This window comes from Pseudoalteromonas sp. PS1M3 (assembly GCF_016865405.1).
Lineage (GTDB): Bacteria > Pseudomonadota > Gammaproteobacteria > Enterobacterales > Alteromonadaceae > Pseudoalteromonas > Pseudoalteromonas marina.
The window spans coordinates 473,054-490,844 of record NZ_AP022624.1 but is presented as its reverse complement, the minus strand read 5'-3'; the positions used below and the strand labels follow the sequence as shown (position 1 = coordinate 490,844).

At 40.0% G+C, this 17,791-nt stretch carries 12 protein-coding genes; 6 read left to right on the top strand and 6 right to left on the bottom strand.

Annotated elements, in window-relative coordinates:
* The first annotated feature begins 73 nt into the window (after nucleotides 1-73).
* From PS1M3_RS02235 to PS1M3_RS02220, 4 genes are read left to right on the top strand one after another with little or no spacing between them, the layout of a single operon-like run.
* Nucleotides 74-1,147, top strand: a complete 1,074-nt coding sequence (locus PS1M3_RS02235; protein WP_203986089.1) for a CDP-glycerol glycerophosphotransferase family protein — start codon at nucleotides 74-76, stop codon at nucleotides 1,145-1,147.
* Nucleotides 1,148-1,155: 8 nt separating this feature from the next.
* Nucleotides 1,156-1,842: an ABC transporter ATP-binding protein gene (locus tag PS1M3_RS02230; protein WP_203986086.1), complete on the top strand. Its 687-nt coding sequence runs from the start codon at nucleotides 1,156-1,158 to the stop codon at nucleotides 1,840-1,842.
* The gene (locus PS1M3_RS02225; RefSeq protein WP_203986083.1) at nucleotides 1,839-3,074 is read left to right on the top strand and encodes an ABC transporter permease; all 1,236 of its coding nucleotides are present in this window, start codon (nucleotides 1,839-1,841) and stop codon (nucleotides 3,072-3,074) included. Before PS1M3_RS02230 ends, PS1M3_RS02225 begins: the two co-directional genes overlap by 4 nt.
* A 14-nt stretch (nucleotides 3,075-3,088) precedes the next feature.
* A complete protein-coding gene (locus tag PS1M3_RS02220; protein WP_203986080.1) occupies nucleotides 3,089-3,589 on the top strand; it encodes a DUF3299 domain-containing protein in 501 nt (166 codons plus the stop codon).
* Between the two features lie 1,280 nt (nucleotides 3,590-4,869).
* Here the strand turns inward: PS1M3_RS02220 and PS1M3_RS02215 are convergent.
* Nucleotides 4,870-5,343: a peroxiredoxin gene (locus tag PS1M3_RS02215; RefSeq protein WP_203986078.1), complete on the bottom strand. Its 474-nt coding sequence runs from the start codon at nucleotides 5,341-5,343 to the stop codon at nucleotides 4,870-4,872.
* Nucleotides 5,344-6,595: 1,252 nt separating this feature from the next.
* Between PS1M3_RS02215 and PS1M3_RS02210 the strand changes: the two genes are divergently transcribed.
* Together PS1M3_RS02210 and PS1M3_RS02205 are read left to right on the top strand one after the other, a co-directional pair.
* Nucleotides 6,596-8,142 (top strand): IS3 family transposase gene (locus PS1M3_RS02210; RefSeq protein WP_086007399.1). Its coding sequence is split into 2 segments (ribosomal slippage): nucleotides 6,596-7,076 and nucleotides 7,076-8,142, totalling 1,548 coding nucleotides; the frame shifts between segments, so codons are not numbered across the junction.
* 256 nt (nucleotides 8,143-8,398) lie between these two features.
* Entirely contained in the window at nucleotides 8,399-9,841 is a 1,443-nt protein-coding gene (locus PS1M3_RS02205; RefSeq protein WP_203986075.1) for a capsule assembly Wzi family protein, read from the top strand.
* Between the two features lie 1,043 nt (nucleotides 9,842-10,884).
* On the opposite strand, the gene galU is transcribed toward PS1M3_RS02205, so the two are convergent.
* The 5 genes from galU to PS1M3_RS02180 all read right to left on the bottom strand — a co-directional run bounded on the left by galU (nucleotide 10,885) and on the right by PS1M3_RS02180 (nucleotide 17,716).
* Nucleotides 10,885-11,805, bottom strand: coding sequence for a UTP--glucose-1-phosphate uridylyltransferase GalU (galU, locus tag PS1M3_RS02200; RefSeq protein WP_203986072.1), 921 nt, complete (start codon nucleotides 11,803-11,805; stop codon nucleotides 10,885-10,887).
* A 142-nt stretch (nucleotides 11,806-11,947) separates the two neighbouring features.
* Nucleotides 11,948-12,952, bottom strand: coding sequence for an NAD-dependent epimerase (locus PS1M3_RS02195; protein ID WP_203986069.1), 1,005 nt, complete (start codon nucleotides 12,950-12,952; stop codon nucleotides 11,948-11,950).
* 97 nt (nucleotides 12,953-13,049) lie between these two features.
* Nucleotides 13,050-14,216: a nucleotide sugar dehydrogenase gene (locus PS1M3_RS02190; protein ID WP_203986067.1), complete on the bottom strand. Its 1,167-nt coding sequence runs from the start codon at nucleotides 14,214-14,216 to the stop codon at nucleotides 13,050-13,052.
* 572 nt (nucleotides 14,217-14,788) lie between these two features.
* Nucleotides 14,789-16,216 (bottom strand): phosphomannomutase, encoded by a 1,428-nt coding sequence (locus tag PS1M3_RS02185; protein ID WP_203986057.1) that lies wholly within the window; start codon nucleotides 16,214-16,216, stop codon nucleotides 14,789-14,791.
* 93 nt (nucleotides 16,217-16,309) lie between these two features.
* Entirely contained in the window at nucleotides 16,310-17,716 is a 1,407-nt protein-coding gene (locus tag PS1M3_RS02180) for a mannose-1-phosphate guanylyltransferase/mannose-6-phosphate isomerase (protein ID WP_203986055.1), read from the bottom strand.
* Nucleotides 17,717-17,791: the final 75 nt, after the last annotated feature.

The window sequence follows — 17,791 nt, the reverse complement described above, 5'->3', positions numbered from 1 at the left end:
AGATTTAGCAAGAATATTTATATGGTTGTCACAATCGGGTAAACTAGCTGTGCTAAAGAGTCGAGGAGCTAGCTTGAACTACTTAACCACCACCAAAAATAAAAAATACTTAATGTATATATCTCAAAATTATTCATACGCAATTTTGAGGCCTATTCAGGCGGCCATATTAGCGAATGGTGGTCAGGTACGCTGGTTTTTACAAGGTAGCTCTGTAAACCCTGACTTTTTAACACCCGATGAAATACGCCTTAATTCAATAGACGACATTCACAACTGGAAACCCGATGCTACGTTTGCACCGGCTAATTTAATTCCTACGTTTTTTCCGGGTATTAAAGTGGGTGTATTTCATGGTTTTGATGCCGGAAAACTTGATAAAAAAGGTAACAACGACCACCTAAAAGCAAGGGGCTGCTTTGATCTTTACTGTACTCAAGGCCCCAATACCACAGTGCCATTTAAAGCCTTACAAAAAAAGCTGGGTTATTTTAAAGTGACTGAAACTGGCTGGCCAACGCTCGACCGCTTGTTTACTGGCGAATTACAAACCCCATATACCAGCAAAGCCGACACTCGCCCTACACTTTTAATTTGTTCTACTTTTTCAAAACGTTTATCACTTGCACCTAAACTTTACGAGCAAATAAAGCACTTTAGCGAAACAGGAAAGTGGCGCATATTAATGCAGTTTCATCCTAAAATGCCTATTGAGCTTATTGATAAATACAAAGCGTTAAGTAATCAAAACTTAACGTTTATCGAAACCGACGACGTAGTCCCCTTATTAAAGTCGGCCGATGTAATGCTGTGTGATACCTCATCGGTGCTTTTAATGTTTATAGTGCAGCGAAAGCCTGTTGTGACCTTTTGTAATAATGCCCCAGACAAGCATTTACTAAACGTAACAGATCCAAATAAGCTAGAAGACGCGATAGACCTTGCATTTACCTCCCCTAAAACATTGATGCAAAATATAGAAAGCTATTGCCAACAGCTGCACCCATACACAGACGGTAAATCAAGTGAGCGAGTAGTGGCTGCAACGAATGAGTTTTTACTTAGTGACGAAAAGCTAAAACCTAAACCGTTTAATATTATTAGGCAGTTTAAAACGCGCAAAAACCTTAATTATTGGAAGTGGTAAACAAAACAATGATAAGCCTTAATAACGTTACTTTTAAATGGCATAAAAACGATAAAACGCCCACGCTAACTATTAGCAAACTTAACATTGAAAAAGGCCAACATGTTTTTTTACATGGCCCAAGTGGTTCGGGAAAATCAACCTTACTTGCCTTACTTGCCGGTATAAATGAAGCCACCAGCGGCAATGTCACGTTACTAAACCAGACCTTAAATACCCTAAGTAACACTCAACGAGATGTATTTAGAGCTGACCACATTGGTATTATTTTTCAAAACTTCAACTTACTTTCATATCTATCGCCTATTGAAAACGTAATACTGGGATGCCAATTTTCAAAAAAACGCCAACAAAAAGCATTAAGCCACTCTGCCGCGTTAAATAATGAAGCAACACGGTTACTGAACTCACTGGGTTTAACCGAGCAATATCATAATAAAAATGTGGCAGAATTAAGCATTGGCCAACAACAACGCGTGGCCGCCGCACGCGCATTTATTGGTAACCCTGAAATTATAATTGCCGACGAGCCAACCTCAGCCCTTGATACACAAAACCGCGAAAGCTTTATTAACTTATTGTTTGAACAAGCGAGTAATACAAACAGCACACTGATATTTGTAAGCCACGACGAAAACTTAAAGCCGCTGTTTAATCGCTCAATCGACTTAATAAGTTTGCAGGAGGCATTATGATCCTTACAAAGCTTGCTTTTAAAAGCCTATTAAATAGACGTGCAAGTGTTGTTTTAACACTGTTTACCATTGCCGTTAGCGTTATGTTATTGCTAAGTATTGAACGTGTTAGAGTTGATGCTAAAAGCAGCTTTAGCAATACCATTTCGGGTACCGATTTAATTGTAGGAGCCCGCACCGGCGATATTCAATTACTGCTTTCATCGGTGTTTAGAATTGGCCACACCAATAATGGCGTGAGCTGGCAAAGCTACAAATACATAACAAGCCAACGCGGCGTAAAGTGGAGCATTCCTATTAGCCTTGGCGACAGCCACAAAGGCCAAGCCGTGTTAGGCACAACCCCCGATTACTTTACCCATTACCGCTTTGCTAAAAAACAACATTTGAGTTTTAGTGCAGGTAATCCTTTTAGCACTATTCACGGCGTGGTATTGGGCAATGAGGTAGCTACAAAACTAGGCTATAAGCTGGGCGATAGCATTGTAATATCCCACGGTATGGGTAATACCAGTTTTCATCATCACAACGACAACCCGTTTGAAGTAGTCGGTATTTTAAACCCGACGGGTACCCCGGTCGACAAAACACTGCATATACCGCTTGCCGCTATTGATTTAATTCACGGCGGTAACGCAAGTCATGAACACGATGAACATAACAACCTAACTGGTCACCCTAAACAAGTCACTGCATTTTTAATGGGGTTTGACTCGCCTTTGTATACACTACAAATTAGGCGCAATATAAATCAGTACAAGCCCGAGGCCCTATTAGCCATTATGCCTACCGTCACGCTAAAAGACTTATGGGAAATGCTCGCCATTGTTGAAAAAATACTACTACTTTTTTCATTTGTTGTCGTGCTGATAAGCCTGCTTGGTATGTTAACCACATTACTTGCAAACCTTAATCAACGCCGCCGTGAACTTGCTATATTACGCTCAGTTGGTGCAAGGCCATGGCAGCTATTTACACTTATAAGTATGGAATCCTTGCTTACAACGTTTTTAGGCTGTGTGCTTGGGTGTGCATTATTTTACGCCACATTACTTTTAGGAGCCGACTACCTACAAAGCCATGCGGGCATTAGTGTAAATATAGCTATGCTTTCACGCTATGAACTCACCCTCATAGGCGTTATTATGGCGGCGGGTTTTATTATTGGCTTAATACCAGCAACTCGTGCTTATTTTTACTCACTCAGCGACGGCATGAGCATAAAAACATAATGTTTAGGAATTTTATGACACTTTTTAAAACGGCATTAAATGCTTTTTGCATATTAAGCTTAGCTATTATTAACTTTTCAAGTAACGCTAACCCACCTAAAGAAATTTTTTGGGAAGACTTAATTCCAAAAGGCCATGTGCAAATAGATACCCAAGCACAAGCAAACCACGAAGGCAGCGATCAAAACTGGGTACAGCCCGACCTAGACGCTCCTGTAGTAAAAGAACTAGACGGGCAATCTGTCAGCTTACCCGGCTTTGTTGTACCGCTAGAGGGCGATAGCGAAGTAATCACCGAATTTTTATTAGTACCGTATTTTGGCGCCTGCATACACGTACCACCACCGCCACCTAACCAGCTTGTACACGTTACTATAAAAGGCGGCGTACCAATCGAAAGCCTTTACGATGCAATTGTCGTCACCGGTGTCATTACAACAGAAACTTGGTCAGGTGAATTAGCGCAGGTAGGTTACAAAATGAAAGCCGTAGGCGTAGCGCCGTTTGAGCTTTGAAAAACTTTTCAGTTTTCTTGCACCGCTCCTTACCTTCTGCGCGGTGATAATAACGTCTCATTTAGTATATAAGTAGGTACAAAAACTAAGTTACAAAACAATTTTGACCACCGAGAGCACCGAGGCGCTTCGCGCTACACTGAGAAGAGCGTAATACAATATATTTGTTTTAAGCTCACTCCTCCTGTACTACTCCTTGTCTTCTCTGTGGTGATAATAATGTTTTATTCACTTTATCAACTAGTTGCAAAGCCTAAGCTACAAAACAATTTCTACCAGCGAGAACATCGAGGCGCTTCGCGCTACACTGAGAAGAGCGTAATACAGTATATTTGTTTAAAAATTACTTCTCCTGCACTGCTCCTTGCCTTCTTTGTGGTGATAATTATGTTTTATTCACTTTATCAACTAGTTGCAAAACCTAAGCTACAAAACAATTTCTATCACCGAGAACACCGAGGCGCTTCGCGCTAAACTGAGAAGAGCGTAATACAATATATTTGTTTAAAAATTACTTCTCCTGCACTGCTCCTTGTCTTCTCTGTGGTGATAATAATGTTTTATTCACTTTATCAACTAGGTGCAAAGCCTAACCACAAAACAATTTCTACCACCGAGAACACTGAGGCGCTTCGCGCTACACTGAGAAATGCGTAATACAATATATTTTTTTAAAATTACTTCTCCTGTACTACTCCTTGCCTTCTCTGTGGTGATAATAATGTTTTATTCACTTTATCAATTAGGTGCAAAGCCTAAGCTACAAAACAATTTCTACCACCGAGAACACCGAAGCGCTGCGCGTTGCACGGAGAAGAGCGTAATATTACTTCTCCTGTACTGCTCGGTGCTCTGTGTGGTGACATCATCACTTTTATATCAAAACAACGCGCGGGTAAAGCCTCTGCTACAACGAAACCTTCTAAAGCGCAGCGTCTCTAAGCCTCTTTGTGAATAATTGACATTTAAATAAAACCTTAATGCGCAACGAGAAGCGAATGAGTAGTAAATGATAAAACCAAAGCCAATTAGTTTGAGTTATTTTACAACATCTAACACACTGAAGCGCTGCGTACTACTCAGATAAAATATACTATTTGCTAGTAACTTCTCCTGCACTACTCCTTGCCTTCTCTGTAGTGCAAAAATCGCTTTTGTAAATAACGCTCACCAATACAAACCTTAGTGACTATTCTGATGACTTCCAAGTACCTATGATCTGATAACTAACCACTGACAGCTGCTTTCTACTAATTCATATTTGACAACTAAATGGGGCCTTAAAGCTTTTCTAGAACATGTTCCGCACGGCTTACTGTAAAATCTTTGCCTTCTTCTACAAATAACCCAGTAACAACCGCGTTATTTACAATCATCGCGTAGCGAGATGAACGAATACCACCAAAGCCAGCGGTGTCTTTTTCAAGCCCGAGTGCTTTGGTAAAGCTTGCATCACCATCGGCTAGCATTAAAATTTCTTCAGCGTTTTGCGAGTCGCCCCATGCTTTCATTACAAAGGCATCGTTTACCGAAACACAATAAATAGCATCAACACCTTTTGCTTTAATTTTATCAGCAAGCGTAATAAATTCAGGTAAGTGCGCATTTGAACACGTTGGCGTAAACGCCCCCGGCACAGCAAATAACACCACTTTTTTACCATCAAATAATTCTTTGTTAGTCAGTGTTTGCATACCTTCGCTTGTTAACTGCGTAAGTGTAACCTCTGGTAAGTTTTGGCCTTGTTCAATCATGATAAACCCTTAAAAATATAAATAACGAATAGCCCATAGCATAGTGGGTTTTGCTAATAGACGCAGCTTTATTATCAATAAGCATAAATACAAATTTTTCACACAATATAAGTTAAGGTACAAGCTGGAATGCTCATCGACTAATGCGAACTTACAGTCGCACAGCGAATTTAATGTAGGCGCTTTGCTTGCTAACGTACTTTGTTTATAGATAGTTAAATAAATAACCTTTTGCGTGAGCAAGCTTCACACCTTCTTTGAAATAACTCAAAAAATTAATTACCACCGAGAACACTGAGGCGCTGCGCGCTTCACAGAGAAGAGCGTAATACAATGCATTGGTTTTTAAATGGCTTCTCCTGCACTGCTCCTTATCTTCTCTGTGGTGATAATAATGCCTTATTCACTTTATCAGGTAGATAGAAAACTTGCCTATAAATAATTTTGACCATCGATAAACCGCAATCAGCTTTTGTAGGCGCTTTGCTTGCTGGTGCGTTTAATTTACACATAGTTACATTAACAACCTTTTGCGTGAGCAAGCTTCACGCCTACGTGGAAATAACTCTAAAAAGTAATTACCACCGAGAACACTGGGGCGCAGCGCGCTTCACAGAGAAGAGCGTAATACAATATATATGTTTTAGAATTACTTCTCCTGTAATGCTCCTTGTCTTCTCTGTGGTGATAATAATGGCTTATTCACTTTATCAACTAGGTACGGCGCCCAAGTTACATAACAAGTTTGACCACCGAGAGCACCGAGGCGCTGCGCGCTACACAGAGAAGAGCTTAATACAATGAATTGGTTTTAAAATCACTTCTCCTGCACTGCTCCTTGTCTTCTCTGTGGTGCATAAATCACTTTTTGTTGTATTTCTTAATGGAGTTTAATTACCACCGAGAACACTGGGGCGCAGCGCACCACACAGAGAAGAGCGTAATATAATATGTATGTTTTAGAATTACTTCTCCTGTAATGCTCCTTGTCTTCTCTGTGGTGATAATAATGGCTTATTCACTTTATCAACTAGGTACGGCGCCCAAGTTACATAACAAGTTTGACCACCGAGAGCACCGAGGCGCTGCGCGCTACACAGAGAAGAGCTTAATACAATGAATTGGTTTTAAAATCACTTCTCCTGCACTGCTCCTTGTCTTCTCTGTGGTGAATAAGTCACTTTTGTAAATAACGCCCATCCCCCTGTGTCAGGATAGTTGTCGCCTCTAACATTTAGCAGAGGCAAATAAAATGAAACGTCAATTTACACAAGAGTTTAAAGTTCAAGCTGTTGAAAAAGCATTATCTCAATGTGATGATGTTCGCTTAGAAGATATTGCAGATGACTTAGGTGTCGGTTATTCAACGTTACAACGTTGGATAGCACTGGCAAAAAAGCATCAACTTGAAATACACCAGACGGGTAGCCAAATGACAGCAGAAAAACGACCACAAGACTGGAGTTTAGAAGAAAGACTCAACGCAGTAATTGAGTGTGGAAGTTTAGATGAAGCCGCCATAAATGAATACTGCCGTAATATAGGGCTTTATCCGCATCATATTCAGCAATGGAAGAAAGACTTAGTAACACCACCTTCAAATAAAACAGTAAAGTCAGACAGTAAACAGCTTAAGCAAGAAATAAAGCAACTGCAAAAAGAACTGAATCGCAAAGATAAGGCCTTAGCTGAAACTGCCGCTCTACTTGTACTCAAAAAAAAAGCGGATGCACTTTGGGGTTTCAACGAGGACGATTAACAACAGCGACTGAGCGACATGAATTAATAACGCTTATCACAAACGCACAGGCTTCAGGGGCAAGGAAAGAAAAGGCATGTGAGTTACTTGGACTGACACTAAGAACCGTTCAGCGGTGGATTGAAGCAGACGATATGACTGACAAACGGACGAGTACGAAAAAACAGCCGCCTAACCGTCTCACAGAGTTAGAGCGGCAGCGCATTATTAATACGGCTAATTCAGCCGAATATGGGCATTTACCGGCCAGTAAAATAGTCCCTAAGCTGCTTGATAAGGGCATATGGATAGCGTCTGAAAGTTCGTTTTATCGTGTCATGAAGGCACATAACTTATTAACGCATAGAGAAAAAGTAAAGCCAGCTAAGCCGATAAAAAAGCCAAGAGTATTGAAAGCAGTGCGTGCAAATGAAGTCTACACTTGGGATATCACCTATTTACCAACGAGCGTAAAAGGGCAATTTTTATACTTATATTTAGTGATGGACATTTTTAGTCGAAAGGTTGTTGGCTGGCAAGTTTACGACTCACAGTTAAGTGAATTAGCCGCAGATTTAATGAAGGATATTTGCAGTCGGGAGCAAATAAAGCGCGAGCAAGTTACGTTACACTCAGATAATGGCAGCCCAATGAAAGGCGCGACATTACTGGCAACATTACAGGAGTTAGGGATTGTGCCATCATTTAGTCGACCGTCAGTAAGTAATGACAATCCATACTCTGAGTCGTTATTTAAAACGTTAAAGTATCGCCCAGAATACCCAGAAAAGCCATTTGAAGATATAAGCGCAGCAAGAGAATGGGTAAGTGGGTTCGTTGATTGGTACAATAATGAGCACCTACACAGTGGTATAAAATTTGTGACGCCAAACCAACGTCATTCAGGTTTAGATAAAGAAATATTAGCTAAGCGTCAGCAGGTAAACGACGCAGCTAAATTGAATAACCCAAGCCGTTGGTCAGGGAAGTCACGAGACTGGTCAATGATAAATGAAGTAAATTTAAACCCTGAGAAAAAAGAAGAAATGCGGGCGGCATAAAATTTAACTTGAGGCGACAACTAACTTGAAAAACTCCGCCATCAATACAAACCTTAATGACTATTCTGATAACTGCCGCCAACTTAAACGGAAAACTAACACCTGTAACTGCCATCTAATATCTAGAAACTTCACCTTATAATTAGCAACTTAAAACCACTATGTATTAACGCTTTTTTCTTTCTTACTAACGTATTTATTGCTAACCTCGCATTAACGTATTTACTTACTTTAAAAATTGGCTAACGGAATAATTATGCTCAAAAAAATATCGCTACTTATAGCATTAGCATTAAGCACAAACGCTTTAGCTAAAGGAGGCGTGTCGCCCTATTTACCTTTAAACCAAGCACCAGAATTAGAGCATAATGTAGAGCGCCTTTTAGCAGTAAGTAAAAATACCCACATTATGAGCAGGCCTTATAAAGCGCACGATATATACAATGTGCTGCAAACCATTAGACATAGTTACCCAGAGCTTTACCAAACCCTGTCGTACCAAATAAGCCCGTATATTCAAAGCGATGCAGGCGCATTTGCTAAAGCAACCCTTGCTGCTGGTACAAAAAACAAAACACTGCCAAACCAACGAGGGCAAACCACTAAAACCAACTTAATTGTTGAAGGTGGCGCTTACGCTAACTTTGGCCGTTACTTTGGTGTAAGTGTGGCAGGCATTGCAAACGAAGACGAAATACTCCCAACCCAAAGCTTTATTTACCTAGGTAATAAATACGCACAACTCGATATAGGCTACCGTGAGCATTGGTATTCACCTTTTAACGACAGCGCCATGCTATTAAGCACGCAAGCTAAAACAACACCGTCAATTACCATGAGTAATGTTGAGCCAATAACCAGCTTTAATATTCGATACGACATATTTATTAGCAAAATGACTGAGCAGCGTGGAATTTTAGAAGGGACAAAGCAAAAAGGAGTTACTCGTGAATACAAACCAGGCAAGCCTTATTTATTTGGCCTTCATACCAGCTTTTCTGCAACAGATAATTTAACGATTGGCCTAAGTCGCTTAATGCAATTTGGTGGTGGCCCGCGCAGCGTTACATTGAAAGATTTTGCTGAAGGTTTTTTTGACCCTGGCGGAAAAGATAATGTAAGTCGTGCTGATGCCGAAGAGGTTGATGCAAATTTCGAACTGGGCGACCAATTAGGCTCAATCACCTTTGAATACAATAACAACCTATTTAATTTGCCGTATGAGCTTTATGGTGAAATTGCGCTTGAAGATACACTTGGCGGCTCTCGCAATAATGCATACAGCTTTGGGCTTTATTTACCTTTTGTTGCAAACGAACACAGCCTACGTTTTGAACATAGTAATTTACAAAAAAGCTGGTATGCAAATAGTATATACCAAGACGGAAATCGTAATTCAGGCAATGTTATTGGCCACTGGGCTGGCGATGAGCACGACTACACCGACTATACCCCAGCTAAATCGATGAGTGTTAATTGGCATTGGCAGCTTAGCGCTAAAGAAAGCTTAAATACAACATTTCGTGGCCTTACAAACAAACGTGATGGTTACGAAACCAGTTATGAACTACAAACAGCCTATACGCGTAAACTAAACAAACCTGTTTGGGGTGCTAAAAGCCTAGGCGCTGAGCTTTACCTAGGTAAAGATGTATATGGCGAAGCATTTTCGAGAATCGCCCTCTCAGCTAACTTTTAAATTTGAAAGTGCGAATTTATTTCGCGCTTTCAAAGGCGATATAATACCTATCCAAAACTGAACGTCACTAAATACCACCAGAGTATTCAAGCTTGTTTTTGTAGGCGCTTTGCTTGCTAGCGCGTTTAGCAATTTTCGCGTGTGCAAGCTTCACGCCTACGTGGAAATAACTCTAAAAATAATTACCACCGGGGGCACCGAGGCGCTGCGCGCTACACTGAGTAGAGCTTAATACAATAAATTGGTTTTAAAATCACTTTTCCTGCAATGCTCCTTTACTTCTCTGTGGTGATAATAGTGTTTATTCACTTTATCAGCCAAATACAAAGCTTGCCTAAAAAACAATTTCTACCACCGAGGGCACCGAGGCGCTGCGCGCTACACTGAGTAGAGCTTAATACAATAAATTGGTTTTAAAATCACTTTTCCTGCACTGCTCCTTTACTTCTCTGTGGTGATAATTGTTTATTCACTTTATCAGCCAAATACAAAGCTTGCCAAAAAACAATTTCTACCACCGAGGGCACCGAGGCGCTGCGCGCTACACTGAGGAAACATACTATTTTTTAGCATCTCTTCCTTTACTTCTCTTTGTCTTCTCTGTGGTGATAATAGTGTTTTTTTTCACTTATCATCTAGGTAAAAAATTTAATCGCAAGACAGTTTTAACCACCGAGCGCACCGAGGCGCTGCGCGCTACACTGAGGAAACATAATATTTTTTAGCATCTCCTCCTTTACTTCTCTTTGTCTTCTCTGTGGTGATAATCGTGTTTTATTCACTTTATCATTTAGGTAAAAAATTTAACCGCAAGACAATTTTGACTGCTGAGAACACAGAGGTGCTAGGCGCTAAATAGAGAAGAGCTTATTACAATAAATTGGCCTTAAAATCACTTTTCCTGAACTGCTCCTTGTCTTCTCTGTGGTGAAAACAATGTCTTATTCACTTTATCAGCCAAATACAAAGCTTACCTAAAAAACAAAAAAACCGTGTTTAAACTAAACACGGTTTCATAATTTTAAAATAAGCCAAATTGTTTATTACAAATTAACCACATTGTTAAGTGTTGGTGCATTTTCACCATTAACCAATGTATTTAAATGCTGCGCAAACTCTTTACCCAGCTTTTCATCGCGCATACCGTATTCAACAATCGCCTTTAAATAACCAAGCTTATCGCCACAGTCGTGCGCGCGGCCACTCATATGAAATGCCTCAACCGTTTCTTGTGCCATTAACGCATCAATCGAGTCAGTTAATTGTATTTCGCCACCCGCCCCTACTGGTGTTTTAGCAAGTAATGGCCAAATGTTTTTACTTAATACATAACGGCCAACAACAGCAAGGTTTGAAGGCGCAACATCAACATCCGGCTTTTCAACCATAGTTTTAATTTTAGCGCTTTCACCTGGCGCTAATTGCACCCCATTAATATCGGCAATACCGTATTTGCTCACATCATCCATAGCCACAGGTTCAAGCATAATTTGGCTTGCTGCCGTCTCATTAAAACGTGCAATCATAGCGGCTAGGTTTTCTGTTTTTTGGTTAGCCGTGTATGCGTCAAGTATTACGTCAGGTAATACAACTACAAAATCGTCATTCCCTACAATAGGTTTTGCACACAAAATAGCATGGCCTAAGCCTTTAGCCTCACCTTGGCGAACGTGCATAATGGTTACATCACTTGGGCAAATAGAACGCACTTCTTCAAGCAGTGTGCGTTTAACGCGTTTTTCAAGTGTTGCTTCAAGCTCGTAACTGGTATCAAAGTGGTTTTCAATCGCGTTTTTAGAGCTATGAGTAACTAACACAACCTCTTTAATACCTGCAGCTACACATTCATTAACAATGTATTGAATAAGGGGCTTATCAACAATAGGGAGCATTTCTTTAGGGATTGCTTTGGTCATGGGTAGCATACGCGTGCCAAGGCCAGCAACAGGAATTACAGCTTTCATGGGTAGTCCTTTATTTTTTGAATTAATTATTTTTAAACTAACAGATTAAATGTAGATAGAAGATGAATAAAAAATACATTGTCAGTTGTCAGTTAATTAAAAATTCAGCTTATATAAAGCTGTGTTTTTAAACTTATAAAGCTTATTTATAAAAGCTTTTATACCACTTAATTAACTCGCTAACGCCTTGCTTAACACCAACTTGAGCTTTATAGCCCGTGGCATTAAACAAGTCTTGCGTGTCTGCATAGGTTTTATACACATCACCCGCCTGCATTTCACGGAAGTTTTTGCTTGCCTCGGTACCAAGCTCGGCCTCAATGGCTTCAATAAACTTCATTAGGTTTATTGGGCTACCATGGCCAATATTATAAACCGCATAAGGAGCAGAGCTTGTAGCTGGCGAGCCGCTTTCTACACGCCAGCTTGGGGTTGCTTCGGGTATTACATCGGCAGCACGTACAACACCTTCTACAATATCATCAATGTAAGTAAAGTCGCGCCACATATCACCATTGTTGTTTATATCAATGGTATTGCCGTCGAGTATTTTTTTAGTAAAAATATACGGCGCCATATCTGGGCGCCCCCATGGGCCATAAACCGTAAAAAAGCGTAAACCTGTGGTTGGTAAACTATATAAATGAGAATAGCTATGTGCCATTAGCTCATTTGCTTTTTTAGTTGCTGCATAAAACGATACCGGGTGGTCAACACTGTCGGTTGTTTCAAATGGTGTTTTTTCATTCAGGCCATAAACAGAACTAGACGACGCATAAACAAGGTGCTTAACATTGTTATGCCTACACCCTTCAAGCACATTTAAGTGACCTACTAAGTTAGAGTCGGCATAGGCGTCTGGGTTTTCTATTGAATAGCGCACACCCGCTTGCGCAGCCAAGTGTATTACTTTATCAAACTGCTCTGCTGCAAATAATTCACTCATTGCTTTACGTTCGCTTATATCAAGCTTAATAAACGTAAAATTATCGTGACTTTCAAATTGCGCCAAGCGTGCAAGCTTTAAATTTACATCGTAATAATCATTTAGGTTATCAATACCTATAACCACATGGCCAGCAGCCAATAATTTTTGACACGTTGCTGCACCAATAAAACCTGCAGCACCTGTAACTAAGTATTTCATAATTTTCCTAATTTAAAGCTAAAAGCCGCATCAACCTAGATTTCAGCGGCTTTTAAAGCAGTATCTAATAACTGATATCTGATAACTAATATCTTAATCAATCGCTACCAAATAAATCACGCGTATATACTTTATCGGCAATGTCGCTTAGCTCTTCAACCATTCGGTTCGAAACTACAACGTCAGACATTTGCTTAAACTCATTTAAGTCTTTTATAACGCGTGAATGGTAAAACTCATTTTCTTCAAGCACTGGCTCATAAACAACCACCTCAATGCCTTTGGCTTTAATACGCTTCATAATGCCCTGAATTGCAGAAGCTCTAAAATTATCTGAGCCGGTTTTCATTACCAAGCGATACACACCCACAATTTTCGGGCTGCGTTTAATGATTGAATCGGCAATAAAGTCTTTACGTGTTGTGTTTGCGTCTACAATTGCGCCAATAATATTGTTTGGTACGTTTTGGTAGTTAGCACGTAGTTGCTTGGTGTCTTTTGGTAAGCAGTAGCCACCATACCCAAACGATGGGTTGTTATAATGATTACCAATACGTGGGTCTAATCCAACACCTTGTATAATTTGCTTGCTGTTTAAACCGTGTGCCTCTGCGTAGCTATCTAGCTCATTAAAGTACGCAACGCGCATAGCTAAGTAAGTGTTAGAAAATAGCTTAATGGCCTCAGCTTCAGTTGAGTCAGTAAATAATACTTCAACATCTTGCTTAATAGCGCCTTGCTTAAGTAAGTTTGCAAAAATAGTAGCGCGCTCACTTTGCTCACCTACAACAATACGTGACGGGTGTAAGTTATCGTAAAGGGCTTTGCCTTCACGTAAAAACTCAGGGGAAAATATTAAGTTTTCAGCGTTAAGTTGCTTTTTAATATCAGCCGTAAAGCCAACCGGAATAGTCGACTTAATAACCATAACCGCATTAGGATTATGTGCCATTGCATCTTTAATTACGGCTTCTACTGAGCTGGTATTAAAGTAATTATTTTCAACGTCGTAATCCGTAGGCGTTGCAATTATCACAAAGTCAGCATTTTTATAAGCGGCAACTTTGTCGGTAGTGGCTGTAAAATTTAAATCATCACGCGTTAAAAATTCACTAATTTCAGTATCAACAATCGGCGATTGCTTGTTATTGAGTAATGCTATTTTTTGCTCGTCAATATCAAGTGCAACCACTTTATTGTGTTGCGATAAAAGCATAGCGTTCGAAAGGCCTACATAGCCTGTACCTACCACGGCAATTCTCATGTTAATCCTTTAAGATTTAATTGGTATTTAGTAAAGCAATTCTACCAGACTTGTTAAGTTATGCTAATAATTTAATGTTTAACTAAGCCTATAGCTTTTGCAGGAACACTACCAAATATAGTTAAATTCCCGTATACCGGTTTAGAAACTGTAGAGTTTTCTGCAAGTAGGTTTTAGCTTGAAATACTAGCACCGACTGTTAAAGTTAGATTAGCACTAATCCAAGTACCTTCACCAATAAAACAGGTGCCTTATTAAAAACCCCGAATCTATATGAATTATTAAAAACACTGTGGTTAACTAATACTAAAAAAAAAGTAAAACCAATCATAACTTCGTCTTCTAGTGCTACCAGCACAATGGCATTTAAACGACATTCGGAGCCAAATACATATCTTTGCCGAAAGAGGAGTTTTATAAATTTATAAAAATAGCATAAGAGAAAATTTGTAAGTTCACACCACACCGCTTCATTGCAATCCCATACAGAAAGCCCCTAAACCTCATTAAAAAAAGGAATATATGGTAAAAGAGTAACAAACAATATAAATCTTTCTCATAACAAAAGTAACTTATGTTTCATAGTACAAGTCCTTTACCAAACCTAATACTTTTTTCACATTAGAACTGGCTATATATTCTTCTGTACTTTCACAGTAACATCTAAGTTCTGGGGCATTACCAGATGGGCGTAAATGAATCATGTCACCATTACTTAGCGTTATGCGTAAACCATCTGTTGTATTAGTTTCATAAACACCTTCTACACCTAGTTTTTTTAAAAAAGGTGTAGCATTACTTTTAAGCTCATTGATTAAATATAAGCTATGTTCTTTAGCAAAGTTTTTTAACCGATCACTTGCTGTAAAACGCTTTGGAAGGCCTTTTATCAGCTCACAAATACTTTGTGGCTGAGTCAATAACATAAATGCAGGCAGTAATGCATCACGAGTAGGTAGTGCGTTTAGTAGCTTATCGTTAAGGGTTACATCTGTACCAAGCAAGTAGCCGCCGTTAGCCTCAAAGCCAGCTACCGAAGAAAATGATTCACTTAGCTCTGCAAACTCAGAAATTACATAAGGGGAGCCAATTTTGGTGCGCACTACATGTTTAAAGTAATCAGATTTTTCTATTGCCGTATTACAACTCACAGGTATAGCTAACGCTTCAATATTCAGCAACTTACTGCATAACAACCCAAGTATATCGCCTCGCAGCCACTCCCCTTTTTCATCGGCTATTAACGGACGGTCGCCATCACCATCTGTTGAAAATATCGCATCAAAACCATGCGTTTTTGACCAATCACGGGCTTTTTGCTTGTCTTCATCCGACACGGCTTCAGTGTCTATAGGCACAAAGGTATCACTTCTTTCTAAACTAGTTACTTCTGCGCCTAGGCTTTCAAATAATGCTTTATATATATCACGCCCCGCGCTTGAGTGCTCGTATATGCCTATTTTTTTACCCGCGAGAGCATTAGCACTAAATAGCTCTGCATATCGGCTTATATACGCTTGCTCTGCTGCATTACTCACAGTTAATACTGATAACTCAGCCAGCGGCGTAAAAAGCGCATCATTATTGAAAATGGCTTGCTCATCTTCTTTCGTTATTTCACCATCCGGGCGGTAAAACTTTAAGCCATTGCGATCAAAAGGGATATGGCTGCCTGTAATCATTATACATGGCATTGCGTCTTGCATCGCTTTATAAGCCAGGGCAGGGGTAGGTATTACACCATAGTAAACGGTATCAATATTAAGTTGCTTTAACCCTTGCGCGCAAGCTTGCGCCATTGCATAACTGCTTGGTCGGTTATCTATCGCCAATGCAACAGTATTAAAACTAAATTGTTTATTAATTGATTTTACAAATGCGATAGTAAATGCAGCACAAACATCTGGCGTAAAGTCATTAACTAAGCCACGTGCACCACTTGTGCCAAATACAACGCCATTCTTTGCAATGACTTCAGAGCAAACTAACTGGCTATCCATAAAAAACCTATTTAATTAATTCTTGTTATGTACACAGCCAGCCCGAAAACTATACTAACTGGATACCTTTCAACTTTTATCTCGTGATTTTTCTTATTTCACTCGCCCATAGCGATCTTCAAAACGTACTATGTCGTCTTCGCCAAGGTAAGAGCCTGATTGCACTTCAATTAACTCTAAATCAACCTTGCCAGGGTTTTCAAGTGCATGAACCGCTGTGATAGGAATATAAACCGACTCGTTTTCTGTTACATACTGCTCTGTATCATCAATTTGCACTTTGGCCGTACCAGAAACAACAATCCAGTGCTCTGCACGGTGGTGATGCATTTGCACAGACAACTTAGCCCCCGGCTTCACAGTGATGCGCTTAACTTGAAAACGCTCCCCATTATCTACAGAATCATACTTACCCCACGGGCGGTAGACCTCTCTGTGTAATTTAGCCTCCGTTCGCTGCTCACCTTTTAATTGTTGAACAATTGCTTTTACATGCTGAGACTTGTCTTTATGTGCAACCAATACCGCATCTTTAGTATTTACGATAACTAAGTCTTCAACACCAACGGTAGCAACAAGTTTATCTTCGCCAAACACTAGGGTATTTTTTGTATCAACGGCTTTTACATCACCTTTAAACGCATTGCCATTTTCATCTTGTGCAGATACTTCCCACAGGGCAGCAAATCCACCCACATCACTCCAGCCTGCATCCATAGGCACAACAACAGCATCTTTAGTGTGCTCCATTACTGCATAATCTATCGATTCGTCTGGGCATACTTCAAACGCGGCTTTATCTACACGCACAAAATCCATATCATCATTTTGTACTTGCATCGCTTTTTCACACGCAGCATATATATCTGGGCGGAATGCATTTAGCTCCTCTAGATAACGACTTGCTTTAAATAAAAACATGCCGCTATTCCAGTAATAATCACCGCTTTTAATATACTCTTTAGCTGTGGCTTCATCCGGCTTTTCTACAAAACGTTCTACCACAAACCCTGACTGATACTGCTCACCACGCTTAATATAGCCATAGCCTGTTTCGGGCCTATTACCCACAATACCAAAGGTCACTAACTTACCCTGCTCAGCAAGCACAGCTGCTTGGTTAACACTTTGCTGAAATGCACTCGTATCATTAATAACATGGTCTGCAGCAAGTACCAGTAGTAACGGGTCTTCACCATTTTCTAATGCTTTAAAAGCAGAAAGTGCAATAGCTGGGGCTGTATTACGCCCTACCGGCTCTAAAAATATGCCACTGTGGTCAACACCTAATTGACGTACTTGCTCTGCCGCAATAAAGCGGTGCTCTTCATTACAAATGATCATGGCTGGTAAATGAGCTAGCCCATCTAAACGATTTAACGTGCTCTGCAGCATCGTATACTCACCGCTTAAGGTTAAAAATTGCTTGGGGTAATTACCGCGCGATAGCGGCCACAAACGTGTGCCTGTGCCACCCGCCATTATTACTGGTAAAATCATAACATATCCAATAGGTTAAATATAAATATAAGATTTCGTAGGCGCCAATGAATACAGTCACATCACCCACAAATA

What these genes read in the sequence shown, in the direction of transcription:
- PS1M3_RS02190 (WP_203986067.1), bottom strand. Translation starts at nt 14,216, where the DNA reads ATGAGAATTGCCGTGGTAGGTACAGGCTATGTAGGCCTTTCGAACGCT.
- PS1M3_RS02215 (WP_203986078.1), bottom strand. Translation starts at nt 5,343, where the DNA reads ATGATTGAACAAGGCCAAAACTTACCAGAGGTTACACTTACGCAGTTA.
- PS1M3_RS02180 (WP_203986055.1), bottom strand. Translation starts at nt 17,716, where the DNA reads ATGATTTTACCAGTAATAATGGCGGGTGGCACAGGCACACGTTTGTGG.
- PS1M3_RS02230 (WP_203986086.1), top strand. Translation starts at nt 1,156, where the DNA reads ATGATAAGCCTTAATAACGTTACTTTTAAATGGCATAAAAACGATAAA.
- PS1M3_RS02195 (WP_203986069.1), bottom strand. Translation starts at nt 12,952, where the DNA reads ATGAAATACTTAGTTACAGGTGCTGCAGGTTTTATTGGTGCAGCAACG.
- PS1M3_RS02185 (WP_203986057.1), bottom strand. Translation starts at nt 16,216, where the DNA reads ATGGATAGCCAGTTAGTTTGCTCTGAAGTCATTGCAAAGAATGGCGTT.
- PS1M3_RS02205 (WP_203986075.1), top strand. Translation starts at nt 8,399, where the DNA reads ATGCTCAAAAAAATATCGCTACTTATAGCATTAGCATTAAGCACAAAC.
- PS1M3_RS02220 (WP_203986080.1), top strand. Translation starts at nt 3,089, where the DNA reads ATGACACTTTTTAAAACGGCATTAAATGCTTTTTGCATATTAAGCTTA.
- galU (WP_203986072.1), bottom strand. Translation starts at nt 11,805, where the DNA reads ATGAAAGCTGTAATTCCTGTTGCTGGCCTTGGCACGCGTATGCTACCC.
- PS1M3_RS02225 (WP_203986083.1), top strand. Translation starts at nt 1,839, where the DNA reads ATGATCCTTACAAAGCTTGCTTTTAAAAGCCTATTAAATAGACGTGCA.